Annotated in this window: 12 protein-coding genes; 4 read left to right on the forward strand and 8 right to left on the reverse strand. The window is 73.2% G+C overall.

Going from position 1 to position 16,733, the window contains the following annotated elements; genetic code table 11:
• Nucleotides 1-16 precede the first annotated feature (16 nt).
• Nucleotides 17-2,374 carry a malto-oligosyltrehalose synthase gene (gene treY / locus OG714_RS13305; protein WP_406120780.1) on the forward strand — a complete coding sequence of 786 codons (2,358 nt, stop codon included), beginning with the start codon at nucleotides 17-19 and terminating at the stop codon, nucleotides 2,372-2,374.
• On the opposite strand, the gene OG714_RS13310 is transcribed toward treY, so the two are convergent.
• Nucleotides 2,371-3,537, reverse strand: a complete 1,167-nt coding sequence (locus OG714_RS13310; protein ID WP_406120782.1) for a cytochrome P450 — start codon at nucleotides 3,535-3,537, stop codon at nucleotides 2,371-2,373. The two genes, treY and OG714_RS13310, sit on opposite strands and share 4 nt — an antisense overlap.
• 441 nt (nucleotides 3,538-3,978) lie before the next feature.
• Between OG714_RS13310 and OG714_RS13315 the strand changes: the two genes are divergently transcribed.
• A complete protein-coding gene (locus OG714_RS13315) occupies nucleotides 3,979-5,271 on the forward strand; it encodes a M14 family zinc carboxypeptidase (protein WP_406120784.1) in 1,293 nt (430 codons plus the stop codon).
• Between the two features lie 21 nt (nucleotides 5,272-5,292).
• Here the strand turns inward: OG714_RS13315 and OG714_RS13320 are convergent, their stop codons facing one another.
• The 3 genes from OG714_RS13320 to OG714_RS13330 all read right to left on the reverse strand — a co-directional run bounded on the left by OG714_RS13320 (nucleotide 5,293) and on the right by OG714_RS13330 (nucleotide 7,933).
• Complete coding sequence (locus tag OG714_RS13320) at nucleotides 5,293-5,718, reverse strand: SSI family serine proteinase inhibitor (protein WP_406120785.1); 426 nt, start codon at nucleotides 5,716-5,718, stop codon at nucleotides 5,293-5,295.
• Nucleotides 5,715-7,154, reverse strand: coding sequence for a M14 family zinc carboxypeptidase (locus tag OG714_RS13325; protein WP_406120787.1), 1,440 nt, complete (start codon nucleotides 7,152-7,154; stop codon nucleotides 5,715-5,717). Before OG714_RS13325 ends, OG714_RS13320 begins: the two co-directional genes overlap by 4 nt.
• Nucleotides 7,155-7,381: 227 nt before the next feature.
• On the reverse strand, nucleotides 7,382-7,933 hold the full coding sequence (locus OG714_RS13330) for an FHA domain-containing protein (RefSeq protein ID WP_406120789.1): 552 nt from the start codon (nucleotides 7,931-7,933) through the stop codon (nucleotides 7,382-7,384).
• A gap of 173 nt (nucleotides 7,934-8,106) precedes the next feature.
• On the opposite strand from OG714_RS13330, the gene treZ reads away from it, so the two are divergent.
• The gene (gene treZ, locus OG714_RS13335) at nucleotides 8,107-9,852 is read left to right on the forward strand and encodes a malto-oligosyltrehalose trehalohydrolase (RefSeq protein WP_406120790.1); all 1,746 of its coding nucleotides are present in this window, start codon (nucleotides 8,107-8,109) and stop codon (nucleotides 9,850-9,852) included.
• Between the two features lie 82 nt (nucleotides 9,853-9,934).
• Here the strand turns inward: treZ and OG714_RS13340 are convergent, their stop codons facing one another.
• The 3 genes from OG714_RS13340 to OG714_RS13350 all read right to left on the reverse strand — a co-directional run bounded on the left by OG714_RS13340 (nucleotide 9,935) and on the right by OG714_RS13350 (nucleotide 12,828).
• A complete protein-coding gene (locus OG714_RS13340) occupies nucleotides 9,935-10,882 on the reverse strand; it encodes a phosphotransferase family protein (protein ID WP_406120791.1) in 948 nt (315 codons plus the stop codon).
• Nucleotides 10,883-10,926: 44 nt separating this feature from the next.
• Complete coding sequence (locus tag OG714_RS13345; protein ID WP_406120793.1) at nucleotides 10,927-12,054, reverse strand: M24 family metallopeptidase; 1,128 nt, start codon at nucleotides 12,052-12,054, stop codon at nucleotides 10,927-10,929.
• Nucleotides 12,055-12,249: 195 nt separating this feature from the next.
• The gene (locus OG714_RS13350) at nucleotides 12,250-12,828 is read right to left on the reverse strand and encodes a PDZ domain-containing protein (protein ID WP_406120795.1); all 579 of its coding nucleotides are present in this window, start codon (nucleotides 12,826-12,828) and stop codon (nucleotides 12,250-12,252) included.
• A gap of 180 nt (nucleotides 12,829-13,008) precedes the next feature.
• Here OG714_RS13350 and OG714_RS13355 point away from each other — a divergent pair, with 180 nt between their 5' ends.
• Entirely contained in the window at nucleotides 13,009-14,538 is a 1,530-nt protein-coding gene (locus tag OG714_RS13355) for a hypothetical protein (protein WP_406120797.1), read from the forward strand.
• A 6-nt stretch (nucleotides 14,539-14,544) separates the two neighbouring features.
• Here the strand turns inward: OG714_RS13355 and cyc2 are convergent, their stop codons facing one another.
• Nucleotides 14,545-16,698 carry a germacradienol/geosmin synthase Cyc2 gene (cyc2, locus tag OG714_RS13360; RefSeq protein WP_406120799.1) on the reverse strand — a complete coding sequence of 718 codons (2,154 nt, stop codon included), beginning with the start codon at nucleotides 16,696-16,698 and terminating at the stop codon, nucleotides 14,545-14,547.
• Nucleotides 16,699-16,733: the final 35 nt, after the last annotated feature.

The raw sequence follows: 16,733 nt of genomic DNA on the forward strand, positions 1-16,733 counted from the left end.
GGGTACGTAGGTCTGCATGACACCTGAGCGACCCGACCCGGCAGTGCCCACGGCCACCTACCGGCTGCAGCTGCAGCCCGAGTTCCCGTTCGCGGCGGCGGCGTCGGCCGTGCCGTACCTGGCGTCGCTCGGCGTCTCGCACCTGCACCTGTCCCCCGTCCTGGAGTCGGTGCCGGGTTCGACGCACGGCTACGACGTCGTCGACCACGCGCGCGTACGGGACGAACTCGGTGGCGAGGACGGCCTGCGGGCCCTCGCGCGCACCGCGCGGGAGCACGGTCTCGGTCTCGTGGTGGACATCGTCCCGAACCACATGGCCATGGCCCCGCGTCACAACCACGCCCTGTGGGAGGTCCTCAGGGAGGGCCCCAAGTCGCCGTACGCGCGCTGGTTCGACATCGACTGGGAGGCGCAGGGCGGGCAGGTGCTGCTGCCGGTGCTGGGCGGTCCGGTCGGCGCCGAGCTGGAGCACCTGAAGGTCGACGGTGACGTCCTGCGCTACTACGACCACGTGTTCCCGCTGCGTGCGGGCACCGCGGAGCTGCCGCTGCCGCGGCTCCTGGACGCGCAGTGGTACCGCCCGGTGTGGTGGCGGCTGGCCCGCACCGAGCTCAACTACCGGCGCTTCTTCAGCATTTCGGAGCTGATCGGGGTCCGCGTCGAGGACCCGGAGGTCTTCGACGCCACGCACGCGAAGATGCTGCAACTGCTGGACGACGGTGTCGTCGACGGGCTGCGCGTCGACCACCCCGACGGCCTCGCCGACCCGGACGACTACCTCCAGCGGCTGCACGAGGCGACCGGGGGCCGCTGGACGGTCGTCGAGAAGATCCTCGCGGACGGGGAGCACCTGCCGGCGTCCTGGCCCGTCGCGGGCACCACCGGCTACGACGCCCTGCGCCAGGTCGACGGGCTGTTCACGGACCCGGCGGGCGCCGGTGAACTCCTGGGCCAGTACCGGAGGTTCGCGGCCCCGCAGACGGACCGGGGCGGGCACTGGGAGGCGACGGTGCGGCGGGCGGCGTACAAGGTGCTCACGCACGAACTGGTCGCCGAGATGGACCGGCTGACCCGGGTCGCGGCCCGCCTCTGTGCCACGTCCCCGGAGCCCGCGCTGCGCGACCGGGCCCCCTGGGCGCTGCGGACCGCGCTGCGGGAGCTCCTGGTCCGCCTGGAGGTCTACCGGCCGTACACGTCGGGCGACACCGGCGCCGTCGTCACCGAGGAGGCGGCGGCCGAGGCCCGGCAGGCGTTCGTCGTCGCGGAGGAGGCGGGCGCCGTCGACGTCGTACGGGAGCTGCTGCTGGGGCGGTACGGGGACGGGCCCGAGCAGGTCGAGTTCCGGACGCGGTTCGCGCAGACCTCGTCCGCGCTGCGGGCCAAGTCCGTGGAGGACACCGCCTTCTACCGCTATGTGCCGCTGCTGTCGGCGACCGAGGTGGGCGGGAACCCGGGCGACCCCGCCGTGTCCCCGGAGGACTTCCACGCGTACTGCGCGCGCGTGCAGCGCGACTGGCCCGCCATGGGCACCGTGCTGTCCACCCACGACACCAAGCGCAGTGCCGACGTACGGGCCGCGCTGGCCGTGCTCACCGAGGTGCCGGGGCGCTGGGCGGACGTGCTGGCCGAGGTGACCCGCACCGGGGAGGGCGTGCCGGACGCGCAGCTGGCGTGGGCGGCCTGGCAGACGGTGTTCGGGCTCGGTCCGGCGGACGCGGAGCGCGTCCAGGAGGCGCTGCTGAAGCATGTGCGCGAGGCGGGCCTGTACACGAGCTGGACGGAGCAGGAGCCGCCGTACGAGGACACGGTGGCGGCGTTCGTCGCGGCGGGCCCGTGCGGGGCGCCCGGCGAGCACGTGGCCGCGTTGCGCACGGCACTGGAGCCGCACATCCGGGCGAACATGCTGGGCGCCGCGCTGGTCCAGCTGACGATGCCGGGCGTACCGGACCTCTACCAGGGCACGGAGGCCGAGTACCGGGCCCTGGTCGACCCCGACAACCGCCGCCCCGTACCGTTCCCGCCCCCGCGTCCCGGCGCCAAGGGCGCGCTCACGGCCGCCGCGCTACGGCTGCGCGCCCGACGCCCCGAGGTCTTCGGGGACGCGGCGACGTACGCCCCGCTGACGGCACAGGGCCCGGCCGCGGCGCACTGTGTGGCGTTCGCGCGCTCGGGGAGTGTGGTCACCGCGGTGACCCGGCTGTCGGCGCGGCTCGCGGAGGCGGGCGGCTGGCGCGACACGGTGCTGCCGTTGCCGCCGGGACGGTGGGCCGATGTGCTGGCTCCGGAGCGGGAGTTCACGGGGCACGCACGCGTGGAGGACGTTTTCGGGGAGTTGCCGGTGGTGCTGCTGGAGCGGGTGGACGAGAGCCACTAGCGGGTGTGGACCCGGAGGATCTTGGGCGAGCGCCGGACCAGGTCCTCAGGTGCCGTCCGGGCGCCCTCTGCGCGGCGCAGGCCCGGCAGGGCGGCCAGCAGGGCCCGCAGGCCGTGTTCGGCCGTGAGGCGGGCGAGCAGGGCGTCGGAGGAGGTGTGTCGCCCGGTGCCGTGGGCGAGCGGGCCGGGGTCGGGGCGGAAGGCGTCGTAGCGGTCGGGGTCGGTGAAGCGGTCCGGGTCGCGGCCGGCGGCGCCGAGCAGGCAGGCGACGGTGGCTCCGGCGGGGATCGCGCCGACGGGTTCGACGGCCCGGCGCAGCACGACGTGCAGCGGCGGATCGCGGCGCAGGGACTCCGCCCAGGCGCCGGCCGTGAGCTCGGGGCGGGCGCGGAGCACCGCCAACTGGCCCGGATGGTCGAGGAGGTTGGCGAGGAACGACGCGAGCGCCCGCGCGGTGGTCTCGCCCGCCGCGCCGAGCAGCGTGCCCACCAGTTTCGTGACGGTCTCGTCGGTCCGCGCGGTGCACAGGACGGACAGCAGGTCACCGCCCGGGTGCGCGCGCCGCCGGGCCGTCAACGGGCGCAGGAAGGCGCCCAGTTCGGGACGGCCACTCCCGGCGTGCCCGAGTCCCGTGCGGCACCAGCGGTGCACGCGCGCGGTCTCCTCGTAGGGAAGTCCGAGCGCGGCCACGGCCGTGGCGGTGGGCAGCCAGTCGCAGAACTCGGCCACCAGGTCGGCCTCTTCACGCGTGGCCAGCCGGCGGGCGAGGACATGGGCGCCGCGTTCGACGGCGGCGGTCAGGGCGGCCAGCGCTGGCCCGCGCAGCGCCCGGTCGAGGAGCCGAGCCGCTTCGGGTGGCGCATCGCCGGCCAGGGCGACGAGCCGGGGGTCGGCGAGCGCGGCGCGGACGTCGTCGTAGCGGCTGACGAGCCAGGCGCCGAAGGGCTCGTCGTACACGAGCGGGTAGTGCGTGCGGAGGACGCGGTAGAGCGGATACGGGTCCCGTACGGCCGTCCGCAGGCTCGGTGGCCCCGGTGGACGGGCCGGGGTGCCCGCGGTCCGCGTGACGAGGATGTCCGTGAGACACAGCACCGCCGTCGGCTCCCGTGGTAGTCGCTCCGCCCCGCGCCGTGGAAGGGACGCGCGGCCGGTGGTCCGCGCCATGCACACACGCGGATGCACCCAGCCGACCACCGCACCGCGCGGGTCGCAGCCCCCGTACGGCCGTACGGGTGATGCAGGCGGCACGTGGTCCTACGGCGTACGCGGCCCGGCCGCACGCCGTAGGACCGTCCCGGCCACCGGCTCGCACCCGCGTACGGACCCGGGGTGCGGGCCGGACGGCGGGCGTGCGGTGACGAACGGCGACGTCGGTGTTTCTCGGTGCGGGGGTACGCGCGTGTGCACGAAAGGGACGTCACCCGTAGTGGGCGCCGATGCCCGCGAGACCCTGGAGAACCCCGGCCCCCTGCTGGCACCAACTCCCCTACCGGCTGCCGGTAAATGCGCCTGGGCGCCCCCGGTAGCCTCCCCCGTGGTCTTCTTGACAGTTCACAGAGCCCGTGGGGTACTGCCGTTGCGAAGGCCGGGGCGGACTAGTCGGGGGTGAGTCTCCTGCCGGAGTTGCGATACCCCAGTGTGACCGAACTGATCTCGTCCGCAAGGGCGTTGGCCGCGCATCGGCCCGCCCTGTGCACGCTGAGGCAGGTGGGTGTCTCCCGCGCGGGCAGGCCACTGCATCTGCTGTCCGTGGGGCACGCCCATCGCGCCGTACTGGTGGTCGCGGGCGCCCACGCCAACGAGCCGACCGGTGGCTCCACCCTCCTCGCCCTCGCCGAACGGGTCGTGCGGCAGCGGGAGTTGAGGTCGGACACCTCCTGGCACTTCCTGCTCTGCGCGGACCCGGACGGGGCGAGCCTGCATGTCACGCCGGCACCGCGCAGCCTGCTCGACTACCACCTGGGCTTCTACCGTCCGGCCGGGCCGGAGCAGCCGGAGTGGTCGCCCTCGGTGCTGCCGCCCGACCGGTTGCCGCCCGAGACGCGTGCCCTGCTCCGAGTGATCGACGAGCTGCGGCCCTACCTCCAGGTGACCCTGCACGGGACCGATCTGGGCGGCAGCTGGGTGCAGTTGACGAAGGACATACCGGGGCTGGCCGAGCCGTTCGCCAAGTCGGCGGCGGAGCTGCACATCCCGGTGGAGACGGGCGCCTCGGACGCGGCGGGCTGGCCCGCTTCTGGGCCCGGGGTGCATGTGATGCCGGCGCCCGGTTCGGACGCGGCGTACCCGAGCATGCCGGACGACGCCCGGCACAGCACCTGGTACCACGCACACCGCTACGGCGGTCTGACCGCGGTCGTGGAGGTGCCGATGTGGGCCAGCGACCTGGTGGACGACCCGGCACCGCATCCCGCCCCGGCGGCGGCGATACGGCGGCTGGCGCGGCGTCTGCTGCGGGACACGCGGGAGGTGGAGTGGGTGCTCGCCGACGCGCTGCCGCGCCTCCAGGGCGTCGACGAGCCGCTGCTGCGGGCCGCGAAGTGGGCGCTGGAACTGGTGCCCGGCCTGGCCGCGGACTGGATGCACACACCGCCGGCCGACACGACGATGGCGTACGTCGGCAGTGTGGACGCGTTCGGGCGCCGGCTGCCGTTGCGGGCCGCGGCGATGCTGCTGCGGGTCCTGCGGGAGCGGGACGACCGTGCGGCGCCCCTGCTCGAACACCTCGTGGCGTCCTGGAGCGACGCCTTCGCGGAACGCTTCCGGGCCCGCTGGGTGCCTCTGGAGCATCAGGTCGAGCATCAGTCCCGCACGGTCGTGGCGGCGGCGCTGCACGCGCGCGAACAGGCGGGCGGATTCGGCGACGTCACCCGCGCGCGTGCCCAACGCTCGGCCTGACGCCGTCGCTCGGCCCGCGCCTCAGGTGCCGAGCGCGAAGACCTCTCCCGTGCGCGCCGCCATGACGCACCCGTTCGAGAACGTCTCCGTGTAGTCGACCTGGCGCCCCTTCCACTCCCCGCGCGCGTGGGCGGTGACCGGCGCGTAGATCATCGGGCAGAAGACGCTCCTGGCCGGGATGGCGTCGATGTGCCCGTCCACCGCGCCCAGTTCGGCACAAGCCTCGGCCGCGTGGGCGTGCCCCTGGGGCGGGTCGCACAAAAGCAGGGTCCCGCGCGTGTCACTGGACCGGCTGTCGCCACGGGTGACGGTGAGATAGAGCCAGTCGCCCTGGACGCCGTGGCGGGGAGCGGCCGCCTGGGCCGGTGCCTGTCCGGCGGCGGGGAGCACAAGTGCCGCCGCGAGCAGGGCACTCCGGAGAACGGTCGCTTTCGAGGTGTACGTCATTCCCGGTGCATCGGCACCGCGGTCCCCGTACCCCAGCCCGGCTCACCCGAACGGGAGCGCACGGGCGCGTGCCGCCGGGCCAGTTCGAACGCGCTGAGCACAACGCGCGACTGGTACTCGACCTGGCGCGCGACCGAGATCCAGCGGGCCCCGCAGCCGTCGCGGTAGTCGGCGCACCACTCGTCGATCAGCCGGTCCAACTCCGGCAGCGCACCGGCCGGATCACGCCCGGAGGCGACCACGAGCTGGTACAGCAGCCCTGCCGTCCGCAGCGCCAGCCGCCGCCCCGCGATGCGCAGGGCGGCCAGGTGGGCGGTGTTGAGCGGTGGCAACGGGCGGACGGTGCCGGTGTCGACATCGGGATCCCACGCGTCGGCGAGCCCGGGGCACACCAGTAAATAGTCGTCGACCGGCGCGAGCAGCCGTGCCGCGTCGGGCACGACGAGGGTTCGGGGGCGCGTGTCGGCGGTGTCCCGCGCGGGCGGTACCACCGGGTCGGCGGCGGGCCGCGGCCAGGCGTCCCGCAGTCCGACGCCCATCCCCTCCTCGACCCCGTCCTGCACGAACGGCCGTATGCGTTCGAGGAGTTGTTCCAGGATGCCGGTGTCGTGGCGCAGGGTGTGGCTCACCGTGCGGAGGAAGGCGTCCGCGTCGGTGGGCGGTGTGCTGTTCTCGACGCCGGCCACGCCCCACATCGGGGCCTCCACGACCGCGGTCACCGTGCCGTGGCGGTGCGGGTGGTACCAGGTGGACTCGACGGCGGCCTCGGTTATGGCCGCGGCGAGGTCGCCCGGGCGCGGTGGCGGGATGCGGTAGACGGCGGGGCCGAGGCTCGGCCAGTACAGGGTGTCGTAGGGCCCGAGTTCGCGCGGGATGCCGAGGCGGGCCGCGGTGTGGGCGACGCGGCGGGCGAGGCCCGGGAGGTCGTGGGTGAGTTCCACGAAGCCGCCGCCCACGTCGACGCCGTGCAGGGAGCACTGGAGGAACGGTCTCAGTTCGTCCTGGATCTCCAACAGGGCGCGCGTCTCCGGGAGTCGGGCCCCGGCCGCGCCGTCCGGCAGCCACTCGGGCTGCTCCAGGAAGCCGGGCCGGAAGAAGTTCCGGAAGTACCGGCCGAGGCTGTACGGGCCGGGCAGCCAGCCCTCGTTGCGGCGCGAGCCGTCGGGGTCGAGGCACAGCAGCAGGTTCCAGGTGGTGTCGGCGCCCTCGCTCAACCGTGGGTCGGCGAGGACCCGTTCGGCCAGCCGAAGCACCGTCGCGCCGCCCACGGGCTCGTTGGCGTGCGGTCCGGCGACCACGAGGGCCTGACGGCTGCCGTGGCCCACGGAGAGCAGCCACAGGGGCGTACCGGCGCGGGAGGTGCCGACGCGGCGCAGCCGGGCGTCCTGGGGGCGGCGGGCGACGAGCGCGGCGGCCTGGGCGGCCAACTCGTCCACGGACGGGTAGCGGAGGAGTGGCGGCAGGGCACACCTCCACGAATGTGGTGCCGTCGGTTCACCTGGTGTGCATGGTGTACGCACAGTCAGTCACGGCGCGCGGGGTACGTCAACACCGCCGGACGGAAAGGGATTTCACTCACGTCCATGATCGCCACAGTGATCGCCACATCGGGTAATGCCCAGGCCAGAGGTGAGGTCGCGGTGTGCTCGGGCCGTGCTCGGGCTCAGGTGACGGCGAGCCGGAACGCCATCTGTCCGAAGCCGATCTGGTCGCCCTCCCGGACGACGGCCGCGCCGATCACCCGCCGGCCGTTGACCGTCGTGCCGTTGGTCGAGCCGAGGTCGCGCAGGACCCACAAGCCGCCCTGGCGGCCGAGTTCGGCGTGCACCCGGGACACCGTCTCGTGGGTCAGGCGCAGCCCGTTGGCGGGGTCGCGGCCGATGCGCAGCGGATATCCGTTGCCCGGGTGGGGCAGCAGCAGCTTGGGGAGCCGCTCGGCCTGCCAGGCCCTCCGGAGTCGCACGGTGAAGCCGGAGACGGCCTCCACGGTGCCGAACAGCAGCCTGGAGAGGCGGCTCTCGGTGGGCAGGTCGGCGGTGAGCGGCACGAGGTCCTCGGACCGGCGGGCGGCGAGCGCCAGCTCCATGCGCCGGATGAACGTGTCGTGGGACAACCGCCCCATGGCGACGCCGTCGTGGAGAACCTTGAGCGCCTTGTCGCGCTCCGCGTCGGAGATCCGCGCGGGGTACGTGTGGAACTCGAAGGACGACGTCACGCTCGTGATTGTCGGGCAGTGAACCCCGGGTGTCCAGAAGACGCGGAAACCGCCCGCACGCGCGCGAAGATGACGACACCTGCGCCAAAGGGGTGGATTCAAAAGCGCATTGATCTCGTTTGAAGCACGATGGACGGGCTACATCCCGGTGAGCAGACGAAGGGGAACCGTCCGTGCAGTTCGAGGTGTGGGCACCAGAGGCAGACCGTGTGACGCTCCATTGCGACGGCGCCACGCGCGCGTTGGAGCGCGATCCCGAGCGCGTGGGGTGGTGGAGCGGGGAGGCGGAAGCGGGCGACGGCACGCGGTACGGGTTCGCGGTGGACGACGGCCCGCCCCTGCCCGACCCGCGCTCGCGCCGGCAGCCGGACGGCCCGGACGGGTTGAGCGCGGTCGTCGACCACGAGCGGTACGCGTGGCGTGCCGCGTGGTCCGGACGCCCGCTGCCCGGAGCGGTGCTCTACGAGCTGCACGTCGGCACGTACACGCCCGAGGGCACCCTGGACGCGGCCGCCGGCCGGCTCGGCCATCTCGTCGAACTGGGTGTCACCCACGTCGAGTTGATGCCCCTGTGCCCGTTCCCCGGCCGCCACGGCTGGGGCTACGAGGGCGTCTCGCTGTGGGCGGTGCACGAGCCCTACGGCGGCCCCGAGGGACTCAAGCGGTTCGTCGACCGGGCGCACGAACTGGGCCTGGGTGTCGTCCTCGACGTGGTGCACAACCACCTCGGCCCGTCCGGGAACTACCTGCCCGCGTTCGGCCCCTACTTCACGGACACGCACCAGACCCCCTGGGGCAGCGCCGTCAACCTGGACGCGCCCGGCTCGGACGAGGTGCGCGCGTTCCTCCTGGGCAGCGCGCTGGCCTGGCTGCGCGAGTACCGGATCGACGGGCTGCGGCTGGACGCGGTGCACGCGCTGCAGGACACGCGCGCGTGCCACTTCCTGGAGGAACTGTCCGCCGCCGTCGACACGTTGGCCGCCGACACGGGCCGGCCGCTGTTCCTGGTCGCCGAGTCCGACCTGAACGACCCGCGTGTGGTCACCTCCCGCGCGGAGGGCGGTTTCGGACTGCACGCCCAGTGGAACGACGACTTCCACCACGCCCTGCACACCGCGGTGACCGGTGAATCGCAGGGCTACTACGCGGACTTCGCGCGGGCCCCGCTCTCGGCGATCGCCAAGACGCTGACCGTCGGCTACTTCCACGACGGCACCTATTCGAGTTTCCGGGACCGTCATCACGGCCGCCGGCTGGACCGCACGCGCGTGGCCGCGCACCGGCTGCTCGGCTACAGCCAGACCCACGACCAGATCGGCAACCGCGCCCAGGGGGACCGTCTTTCGGCCTCCCTCTCCCCCGGGCTGTTGGCCTGCGCCGCCGCGCTGACGCTGACCGGGCCCTTCACGCCGATGCTGTTCATGGGCGAGGAGTGGGCGGCGGGCACGCCCTGGCAGTTCTTCACCGACCACACCGACCCGGACCTCGCGGAGGCCGTACGGCAGGGCAGGCGGCGGGAGTTCACGTCGCACGGCTGGGCGGCGGAGGACGTACCCGACCCCCAGGACCCGGCGACCCGCGACCGCTCCTGCCTCGACTGGTCGGAGCCGGAGAACGAGCCCCACGCGCGCGTGCTGGCCTGGTACCGCCGGCTGATCGCCCTCCGCCACGAGCAGCCCGACCTCACCGATCCCGACCTCACCGACACGAAGGTGGCCTACGACGAGGACGCTCGCTGGCTCGCGCTGCGCCGCGGAGACGTACGCGTCGCCGTGAACCTCGGCAAGGAACCGGCCGCGATCCCCCTGGGCACCCGCCCCGCCCAGATCCTCGCCGCGTGGGAGCCCGTGGAGGCGCCGGGGGCGGAGGGGCTGCTCCGGCTGCCCGGGGAGTCGTGTGTGGTGCTGGTGCAGGCGTAAACGCTTGCGCAAACGTTTATGGACGGCCGACGTAAACGCTTGCGCAAAGGCTTGCGCAAGCCTTTGCGCAAGCGTTTACGCGCTACAGCTCCCCGCCCCCTCCGCCCCCGTCCCGCAGCTCCGTCACCCGCTCCAGCAGGATCGCCTCCCAGGTGCGGCGCAGTTGGGTCCTGAGGAGCGGGACGGGTCCGGCGTCGCGGCCCTTGAGGTGGTCGGCGAGGCGGACGACGGTGTCGCAGCGGGCCAGCCAGAGGCCCCGCAGGCAGGGGCGGGCTCCGTAGCCGGCGAGGGTGGCGGCGCGTACGGCGGCGGGGGAACCGACCGCCCGGGCGAGTCCGGCGATGTCCTCGGCTGGGTCGCCGAGGGTCGCGTCGGTCCAGTCCAGGACACCGCGGACCCGGCCGTCGGCGCTGACCACGAGGTGTTCGCCCTTGAGGCCGTGGTGGACGAGGACCGCGGTGCCGGGCTGCGCGGCGAGCTGGATCGCGCCGGGCTGGGTGAGCTGGTGGAGGCGTGCGACGTCGAACTCGTCGGCGCCGGCGAGCCGTTCGGCGGCCTGCTCGGCGGCGCGGCGCAGGGCCTCCAGGGAGCGCGGGGCGGTGCGCGGGATCCCGAGCGACTCGGCCTGCCGGGCGGGCACCTCGCGCAGCCCGGTGAGCAGCCCGGCCAGGTCGGCCTCGCCGACGGCGGAGACGTCCTGGTCCTCGCCGGACCGGCCGGGCACCTTGGTGTCCAGCGTGTAGGTGAGCCCGGGCGCCCACTCGCCGTGCGCCACGCTCGTCGGAACCGCGACGGGGAGATACGGCCGTACGAGGTCGCGCAGGCGCAGTTCGCGGCGTTGCCGCAGGGTGGCCGCGCGGTCCGGGGCGAGGCGCAGCACATGGCGGGAGCCGACCCACCAGGTGGCGTGCTCGCCGCCCTCGGCGACGGGCTGGATCTCGGGTCCTGCACCGTCGGCCGTACCGTCCTTGAGCAGGGAACGGACCAGTTGGCGGACGGTGTCCGCGGTGGGTGTCGGTGCCTGGGTCATGGTCGCGCCGTTACCGTTCGGGGGGTCGGGGCTCCTGGTCGTCGTCAGTCCACCAGGGCCATCTCGCGGGCCGTGTTGTTGAGCCGGCGGCCGCCGTCCCCGGTCACCGTGACGATGTCCTCGATGCGTACCCCGAAGCGGCCGGGCAGGTAGATGCCGGGCTCCACGGAGAAGCACATCCCGGATACGAGGGGCTGTTCCTCGCCCTCGATCATGTACGGCGGTTCGTGCGTGGTGACGCCGATGCCGTGGCCGGTGCGGTGGATGAAGTAGGGGCCGTATCCGGCGTCGTCGATGACCGCGCGGGCGGCGCGGTCGACCTCCTGGCAGGCGACTCCGGGGCGCACCGCGCGGAAACCGGCCTCCTGGGCCTCGCGGACGAGGTCGTGGACGCGCTGTTCCTCGTCGCTGGGTTCGCCGACGTGGACCGTGCGCGAGGTGTCGGAGCCGTAGCCGTCCTTGAGGCCGCCGAAGTCGAGGACGATCATGTCGCCCTGCTGGATGACCCGGTCGCCGACCTCGTGGTGCGGGTTGGCTCCGTTGGGGCCCGAGGCGACGATCGTGAAGTCGACCTGGGAGTGGCCGAACTGCCGCAGCAGATCGGCGAGATCGGCGCCGACGTCGGACTCGCGGCGGCCGGCGAAGGGAACCTTCCGGATCTCCTCGTACGTTGCGTCCGCGGCCGCTCCGGCGGCCGCCATGAGGTCCAGTTCCGCCACGTCCTTCACCGCGCGCAGCATCGGCAGGGCGTCGGTGAGGGAGGCGTAGGTGGTGTCGGGCAGCGTCTTCTGGAGTCCGAGCAGGTGCATGGACCAGGCGTTGTCGCTGATGCCGAAGCGGCCCGTCGCGTCGAGGAGCGCGGCGGTGGCGGCGTACGGGTCCTTGCCGTCGGTCCAGTCACGCAGGGTGAGGGCGTCGGCGCCGGCCGCCTTGGCCGCGTCGGGGGCCTCCAGGGTGGGCACGACGAGGACCGGGGAGCGGCCGGGGGCCAGGACGAGGACGGTGAGCCGTTCGGTGATCGCGGTGGGCGCGTAGCCGGTGAGCCACACCAGGTCCGGTCCCGGAGCGACCAGGAGCCCCGCGAGACCGGCGTCGGCGGCGGCTTTCGCGGCACGGTCCATGCGGGCCCTGTAGTCGGCGGCGGTGAAGGGCGCGGGCGTGCTACCGGTCATTCAGGCCTCCGAGGACGGACGGAACGGGGCTACGGTCAGCATCCTGCCCGGACCCGGAGGGCCACGCGAGCCGATCGGCGGGACTTCCCGGACCCGGCCGGGCGACAGAAAGCCCCGGCACCGCGTTCGGGGCCGTCCCCGCCGACGGTCCGCGTCACGTCGTGGGCCGCCTCCGGGGCGACGCGCGACGCCGGGTCAGACGACGTACCCGGGGACCACGGTGAACTGCTGGAAGCCTCCGCTGTGGTGCCGCACCGTGATGGTGACCTCGTCCCCCGGGTGGGCACGCGCGACCGCGCGCGCGAGGTCGGCGGCCGAGTCGACCCGGGTGCCGCCGAACGTGAGCAGGACGTCGCCGCGGATCAGACCTGCCGTGTAGCCGGGGCCTGGGATGTGGACGCCGACGACCAGGGCACCCGCCTTCTCGGCGTCCACGGCCTCCACGCCGAGTGTCGCGGCGGCGGGCGTGGGCGACGGCGACGGGCTCACCGAGGGCGTGGTCCGGCCGGTCTGGGCGGTCGTCGGCGCCGGTTGCCGGGCCGCCTGGCGCTGCGCCTCGGCGAGTCTGCTCATGCCTATGACCGTGGCGCCGACCGTGCCGAGTCCGACCCCCGACAGCACCAGGACGGTCCCGACGAACAGGCCGAACAGCAGGGTCACGAGCCGTCGGCCGCGGCGCCGCGCGGCGTGCGGGCGCCGGCCGGCGCCGGGCTTGGTGCCGCCGCCGGGTTCCTGACCGGGCATCGGCTTGGGACGCAACGCAGTCTGTTCCATGGATCGCCTCCGGCAGATGCTCTACCCGGCGCACCGGCGCCCGACGTGCCACGAACGAGTGAGACTGACCGACGGTCAGGAGCGGGAAGCGGCGGGCGTCACGGCCGCGCGGACCCGTCCCCGCCGGGTGTGCGCGGTAGGCAGGGCCCGTTGTCAGTGGCGGCTGTTACGTTCTGTGACATGACCGATCACGCCCTGCGGCTGCTCCAACAGCACCCACGTCTCGCCGAACTGGCCGCGTTCCCCTTCGACTTCGACCTGGACCGGGCCGAACACGTCGAGCCGGTCCGGCTGGCCTCGGGCGGTCCGCTGCGCCCGGTCGCGGGCGACGGCGCGGGCGGTACGTACTTCGTGTGCGCGGACGGGTCCGTGCTGTACGCCGACTCCGAGGGCTCTGCCGGGATCATCGGCTCCAGTGTCGACGAGGCGCTGGAGATCGTGATCGGTCTGCCGGGCTGGCGCGACCATCTGGACCTGTCCCCGGCCGACGGCCCGGAGAAGATCCTGGCCCGGGTCGCGGAGACGGAGGAGGAGTTCCGCGAGGACTACGGCATCGACGAGGCGAGGCCCCAACTCCGCGCCGCCCTGGGCCTGTCCGAGCGTTCCCCGGTCGAGCTGATCGGCATGCTGCACACCGCCCTGCTCCGCACCGAGCCCGACTTCCTGCTCCTCAACGCCGAGGAGGGCTGCGCCTACGACCTCCTGGACCGGCATCCCCGTCCCCCGCTGTGGGAGCCGGTGCTCGCCCAGGGGCGGGCGGATCTCACGGCCCTGCGGGCGGGCGACCGCACGGTGTGGGACGCGATGACGCAGGATCCCGTACGGCGTCGACTCGCCCTGCGGGCCGTGCAGTTCGACCGCGCGGACAGTGATCTGGAGCTGCTGCGGTATCTGTTGCGCCACGAGGCCGGCTCGTCGATGACGGACGAACTGCGGCTCGCCGCCGTGCTGGTGGGGCTGCGTGGCGACACCGAGGATCTGCCGCTGCTGGACGAGGTGCGGAAGACGGACTTCGACACCGCGTGCGGGCTGAGCGAGATGCCCCGGCCCGGCGCGGACGGAGCCGCCCTGCGGGAGTGGGCGCTCGGTCTGGACGAGGTCTTCTTCGGCACGGACCCGTCCGACGAGCCGTCGGACACGTGGACCGACCTGGCCGCCGACCAGGGTCTGACCGAGCTGGCCCGGGCCGCCCTGATCCGCATGCTCGACGGGATCGAGCTGGACCAGGGCACGCTGCGGCGACCGGACGCGCCGAAGGCGCTGGACACCTCTCCCCTGTCCTCGCTCGCCCACGACTTCGAGCAACTGGGCGATCTCCCCCAGGCGTTGCGCGCCCAGCGGCTGTACGCCGCCCTCCAGGACACGGCGTGGGACCGCGTCTCGGCCCGGCAGACACAGGCCCGCCTGGAGCGCGGGACAGCTCAACTCGCGCAGGCAGGCCGGACGTTGGCGGCACTGCGGGAGACCCTGGCCGCCCCCGACGACTCCCTCCGGCACTGGCAGGGCGTGAACCTCGGCCGGTTCATCGCCGAGGAGCACTACGCCCTGGCGCGCGACCTGGCCGACGCGGATCTCCCCGAGGAGGCCCGCGCCGCCCTGGCCGCCGCCGAGGAGATACGCGGCGAGCTCTCGGGGGCCGCCGCGACGGCCGTACGAGAGCTCGCCGAGGACGTGGCGGAGCGGGTCCGGGATCCCAGGGACCTGCGGTGACGGACCTCAGCTGAAGGGCAGCGCCGGTACCCGGTCCGGGACGAAGCCGTGTGAACGCCTCGCCAGGTACGTGGACTTGTAGCGGTCGACCTCGCGGTGCCAGTTCAGGATGCCCGCCATCCAGTGCTGGAGGTCGGTCACATAGCCCCGCATGATCTCGCGTGCCTCGTCCGAGAGGTCGAAGTCGTCGTAGACGATGGGCAGTTCGTTCGCGGCGACGTGTTCGAACTGGTGCATGCGCTGGGTCATCAGGTCGTGGACGACGCCGAGTGCGGTCGGGTAGTCGATGCCGAAGAAGTTCTGGACGACGAGGATGGCGTTGTGGACCTCGCCCTCGTACTCGATCTCCTTCTGGTAGGAGAAGACGTCGTTGAGGAGGCAGGCGTAGTCGATGGCCGCGTTCTCCAGGGCGCGGACGGGGCCGGTGCGGTAGACCTCGGGCGGGACCTTCGGGCCGTGGCCCATGCGGCACATGCTGAGGGTGAGGTCGGAGCCGAAGGTGGCGCGGCGCATCTCTAGGTAGTCGATCGGGTCGGGGATGCGGTGCTGGATCTGGTTGGCCAGCTCCCAGACCCAGCTCTCGGTCATCTTGTTGATCGCGGTCTTCAGGGTGTGCCGGTCGTCCAGGGGCATCTCGGCGGTGGTGAGGGCCCACAGGTCGATGAGTCCGCGTTCCATGCCGTTGACCGGGACGATGACCGCCGGTCCCTCGATGGGCATGCAGTCCGAGAGGCGGGCCGTGGTGACGCGGGCGGCGGCGAGGTCGCCGCGGATGCCGTAGACGAGGGGGTAGTAGTCGTCGCCGTAGGTGCCCCAGGCGAGCCAGCGGGAGCTGAGGTCGAGGGCCGCTTCGGTGGCGTCCGGGTCGATGCCAGCGGAGCAGAGCGGGAGGTCGGCGGCGGCGAGTTTCTCCTCGTCCCAGACGCCCTCCTCCAGGATGCCCATGGCGTGCGACCAGTCGACGAGGCGGTGCCGGGCGCCGTCCAGGTGCGGGCTGAGTTCGACCTGGAACGGCATGTAGAAGTCGGGGAGTTGGGACGGTCCGACCTTCTGGAAGGGCACGTGTGTGTAGGCGCGCAGCCGTTCGGCGCCGGCCGCGGCGAGCAGGGCGCCGATGTCGGCGGCGGAGGTGCCGATGCCGGTCGGTCCGTTCAACGGCGAGTTGTCGAGGGCGCCTTCGTTCATGTAGCGGCTGGAGCGCAGGTGCCATTCGTGGCCGCCGGACTGCCAGTCCTGGAGGCCCTGGGCGTAGGCGGCGACCGCCCTGACCTCGTCGGGGGTGAGACCTTTCTCCAGTGCCACGGCGGGCACTTCGGTGAGCGCGGTGTGCTCGAACTGGTGGAGCCGGGAGGTGAGGACGTCGTTGACGGTGTCGGCGGCCTCCTGGGTGGTGCAGCCGAAGAAGGTCTCCAGGACGAGCACGCCGTTGCTCAACTCGCCCTCGTCCTCGACCTCCCGCTGGTAGGAGAAGAGGTCGTTGCGCAGGTGGACGCCGTCGGAGAAGGTCTCCATCAGCACCCGCAGCGGCCGTTCCTCGGCCACGGACGCGGGGACTTCGGCGGTCGCGTACTCCACCAGGCCGGCCGACCAGGGCGCGCCGCCCACCTTGCGGCGCATCTCGATGTACTCGACGGGGTTGGCGACCCGCCCCTCGTTGATGTTGGACAGCTCCCACAGGGACTCGTTGAGCAGGTGCTCGGTGGCGACGGCGAAGCGGCGGCGCCATTCGACGGACATCGACGGCACCGTGCGCGCCCACAGGTCGGCGAGCCCCGCCTCGACCGGATTCTCCGGCTCCGGTACGGGAGTCGAGAGGTCGAGCGGCATGAACAGCGGCAGCCGGTCCAGGTAGGCCTTGCCGCCGGCGCGGTCCTGGCTGCGCTTGAAGATCTCCAGGAAGTGGTCGTCGAAGAAGAACACCCACACGTACCAGTCGGTGATCAGCGACAGGGCGGGCCCGTCGCAGTCGGGGTGGGTGTAGGCGCAGAGCAGGCCGTAGTCGTGCGCGTCGAGGTCGGCCTGCTCCCAGATCCCGGAGCCCTCCAGCATGCCCATCTCGCGGGCCCACGTGGAGGAGTGGGCGCGGGCCTCGTCCAGATGCGGGTTGAGGCGCGCGGGATACGGCATGTAGAAGTGCGGGAGTTCGAACGGCTGGGTCATGGCCGGGCCCTACCCGCGGCTCTCAACGGCCATCC

It is taken from the genome of Streptomyces sp. NBC_00989 (assembly GCF_045162655.1).
GTDB lineage: Bacteria > Actinomycetota > Actinomycetes > Streptomycetales > Streptomycetaceae > Streptomyces.

Coding starts and splice junctions, on each gene's coding strand:
- OG714_RS13355 (WP_406120797.1), top strand. CDS start 13,009: ATGACCGATCACGCCCTGCGGCTGCTCCAACAGCACCCACGTCTCGCC.
- cyc2 (WP_406120799.1), bottom strand. CDS start 16,698: ATGACCCAGCCGTTCGAACTCCCGCACTTCTACATGCCGTATCCCGCG.
- OG714_RS13340 (WP_406120791.1), bottom strand. CDS start 10,882: ATGACCCAGGCACCGACACCCACCGCGGACACCGTCCGCCAACTGGTC.
- OG714_RS13320 (WP_406120785.1), bottom strand. CDS start 5,718: ATGACGTACACCTCGAAAGCGACCGTTCTCCGGAGTGCCCTGCTCGCG.
- OG714_RS13345 (WP_406120793.1), bottom strand. CDS start 12,054: ATGACCGGTAGCACGCCCGCGCCCTTCACCGCCGCCGACTACAGGGCC.
- treY (WP_406120780.1), top strand. CDS start 17: ATGACACCTGAGCGACCCGACCCGGCAGTGCCCACGGCCACCTACCGG.
- OG714_RS13310 (WP_406120782.1), bottom strand. CDS start 3,537: ATGGCGCGGACCACCGGCCGCGCGTCCCTTCCACGGCGCGGGGCGGAG.
- OG714_RS13350 (WP_406120795.1), bottom strand. CDS start 12,828: ATGGAACAGACTGCGTTGCGTCCCAAGCCGATGCCCGGTCAGGAACCC.